At 64.0% G+C, this 2868-nt stretch carries 3 protein-coding genes; 1 reads left to right on the top strand and 2 read right to left on the bottom strand.

The genetic code is table 11. From position 1 onward, the window contains the following. Positions 1–888, bottom strand: an 888-nt coding sequence (locus H7841_18155; GenBank protein ID MEO5338781.1) for a Tar ligand binding domain-containing protein, incomplete at its 3' end; no start/stop codon positions are given. 283 nt (positions 889–1171) lie between these two features. Here H7841_18155 and H7841_18150 point away from each other — a divergent pair. Next, a complete protein-coding gene (locus tag H7841_18150) occupies positions 1172–1366 on the top strand; it encodes a hypothetical protein (protein ID MEO5338780.1) in 195 nt (64 codons plus the stop codon). Positions 1367–1534: 168 nt separating this feature from the next. Here the strand turns inward: H7841_18150 and apbC are convergent, their stop codons facing one another. Further along, positions 1535–2623 carry an iron-sulfur cluster carrier protein ApbC gene (gene apbC, locus H7841_18145; GenBank protein MEO5338779.1) on the bottom strand — a complete coding sequence of 363 codons (1089 nt, stop codon included), beginning with the start codon at positions 2621–2623 and terminating at the stop codon, positions 1535–1537. Between the last annotated feature and the right edge of the window lie 245 nt (positions 2624–2868).

Below are 2868 nucleotides of genomic sequence, written 5' to 3'. Positions count from 1 at the left end.
GGCCGTATTGATCGCCGATTCCGCCTTCGGCCCCAGGGCGTCCTGGAAGTCGCGCAGCGTGCCGGTGAGGTCGTCGCCGGTCTTGACCATGTCGTTGCCCAGCGCCGTCATCCTGACCTTGAACAGGTCGTTGCGTTCGTTGACGGCCTTGACGGTTTCCTCGGCGCCGGCCAGATACTGCTTGCGCAGTTCCTCGACCTTGGCCAGCTTCACCTTGTTTTCCTCGACCTTCAGTTCGGGCATCAGCTTGGCGATGTCCTCGCCCATTTCCGCCAGTTCCTTGCGGGCGCGATCCGCGTCGGCGGCTTCGCTCGACCGCAGGAAGCGGGACATGGCCAGGCGCGCGCGGAGAAGGTTGCCACCCATCTCGCCCATGGCGATGGCGGCGTCGGCATTACCGATCTTGGCGGCGTTCTGGGTCATTTGGGCCAGGGTCTGGTCGGTTTCCCCGCCGATCTTTTCCAACACGTCGCGCAAGAGGCCATCCGCCTTCTTCTGCGCCGCCACCACGCCCTCGAAGAGCGTCTTCCACTCGTGTTCGGCCTTTTCCAGCTTTTCCACCTGCGACAGCAAATCCTTGCGGCTTGCGAGAAGGTTCTTCGCTTCGGCCACATCCTTCGACAGCAGGCCCAGACGGTCGATAGTCTGCTTGGCGATATCTTCCTTGGGATCGAGGATGTAGTTCCGGACGTTCACCCGCACCCGCTGCATGGTAATGCCGACCCGGTTCAACTGGTTCCGCTGGCGCGCCGCCTCCCGGTAGTCGTGGAAGTAGCCGCCCGCCGTGTTGAGGCTGGCACCCCCCACCACCGACAGTCCGACCAGCAGGGCCAGGATGACGCCGAACCCGGTAAACACCTTGGTTGCAATCTTCAAATTCTTCAGCATGGGAACTTCCCCCTCTTGCGAAACGACCGGGCCCAACCCTCTGTTCGGACCCATTTGCGGGCAAACATAAGCCATTCGGGAAGGGAAGTCCCCTGTCATAATCGGACAGATCGGAAGACATATCAGCATGCCTGTGTGTTTTTCCGCCGCTCCTCACCTTTCCCACCTCCGTATTGCACGACGCCAGTGGTGTATATTCCGAATATCCAGATTCCACGGAAGGGTATTCCGTGCTATCATCCACCCTCGTGGGGGCATAAGGCTTGCGATGACAGGAGGCGTCATGAATCGTTTGTGGACGGAGCACGACGAACCCGACCTCGCCGAGATATTCGCCGATCCCATCATCCAACAGCGGATGGCTTCGGCGCATCTGACCCGCGAGGAATTGACCCGCAGCATCGAGGCCATCAAACCGGCCCTGTTCGCGACCAAGCTTCGGCAACCGGCTTCCGGCTTCCAGGTCCTGGAAGCCTGACGAGCCGAGCGGAAAAATCCGGTTGGGCCCCGTCGCGCGAGCGGCGGGGTTTTTTCGCGGCGGTGGGGCGAGCCAAAAAAAGCGGCCGTCCCGAAGGACGGCCACGAAGTTCCCGAAACATCGCTCTCGAATGGAGCGAAATAACCCTACGCCCATCCGGGTCTTGGGTCAATGGATGACGATGCGCGGCGCCGAAGCGGCCTTCTTCTTCATGATCTCCTGCGCCTTGGCCCAGACCCGGTCGGCGATGTCCCTATAGATACCGGCATGCTCGCCCTCCGGCTTGGAAGCCACGATGGGATGGCCGCCGTCCGAAGTGGTGCGGATATCGATATGCAGCGGCACCTCGCCCAGGAAATCCATGCCCAGCACGCGGGCTTCCTCGCGGGCGCCGCCGTGCCCGAAGATCTCGGAGCGGCCGTCGCAGTGCGGGCAGAGGAAGTAGCTCATGTTCTCGATCAGCCCCAGTACCGGCACGTCCACCTTGCGGAACATGTTCAGGCCCTTGCGGGCGTCGGCGAGCGCGATGTCCTGCGGGGTGGACACGATCACCGCGCCGGTCAGCGGCACCTGCTGCGCCATGGTCAACTGCACGTCCCCGGTGCCCGGCGGCATGTCCACCACCAGCACGTCCAGCGTTCCCCAGTTGACGTCGCGCATCATCTGGATCAAGGCCGACTGCACCATGGGGCCGCGCCAGATGATGGGGTTTTCCTCTTCGACGAAGAAGCCGATGGACATCACCTTGATGCCGTGCCGTTCGACGGGATCGAGGCGGACGCCGTCGCTGGAACCCGGTTCCTGGCCGATACCCATCATGCGTGGCATGGAGGGACCGTAGATGTCGGCATCCAGCAGGCCGACCTTGAGGCCCTTGGCCGCGAGGCCGAGCGCCAGATTGGCCGCCGTCGTCGACTTGCCGACGCCGCCCTTTCCGGAAGCCACGGCGACGATCGCCGCCACGCCGGGCAGCAGGGGGCCTTCCTCGGGCTGGGACTGGGGCTGGGTCCGCTCGGCGGTCAGCACCACCGTGGCCGACAGCACGCCGGGCAGGCCGTGCACCGCCTGCTCCGCTTCTTTACGGAGGGGTTCCATCCGGGCGCCCCGCTGGGGCTCCACCACGATGGCGAACGAAACGTGGCCTTCCTTGACATGTAGGCCCTCGACCATGCCGAGTTCGACGATGTTCCTGCCCTTGTCGGGGTCGATGACGCCCTTGAGGGCTTCCATGATCTGCTGCTCGAAGAAATCGGACATCCTTGCGAACTCCTGGTTTTGGACCGATATCATGCGGGGCCGGAAAGGCGGCCGCGTTGCGCGCGCCGCCGAGCTGGCCTATAACCTGCCGGCAGATATAGAGCTTGGCGGAAGAAAATCCAGTCCCGTTCGCGGGACCATGACCGGAAGCAAGGGAGCGATCCATGGCGTGGAATCCACAAGGCGGCGGTCCCGGCCCCTGGGGGCGCGGCCCTCTCGGCGGCGGCGGCGGCAGCGGCGGCGGC

Source organism: Magnetospirillum sp. WYHS-4, from assembly GCA_039908345.1.
In the GTDB taxonomy this organism is placed as follows: domain Bacteria; phylum Pseudomonadota; class Alphaproteobacteria; order Rhodospirillales; family GLO-3; genus JAMOBD01.
The sequence above is the reverse complement of the archived record's forward strand: the minus strand, read 5'-3'. Positions and strand labels throughout refer to the sequence as shown.

Coding starts and splice junctions, on each gene's coding strand:
- apbC (MEO5338779.1), bottom strand. CDS start 2,623: ATGTCCGATTTCTTCGAGCAGCAGATCATGGAAGCCCTCAAGGGCGTC.
- H7841_18150 (MEO5338780.1), top strand. CDS start 1,172: ATGAATCGTTTGTGGACGGAGCACGACGAACCCGACCTCGCCGAGATA.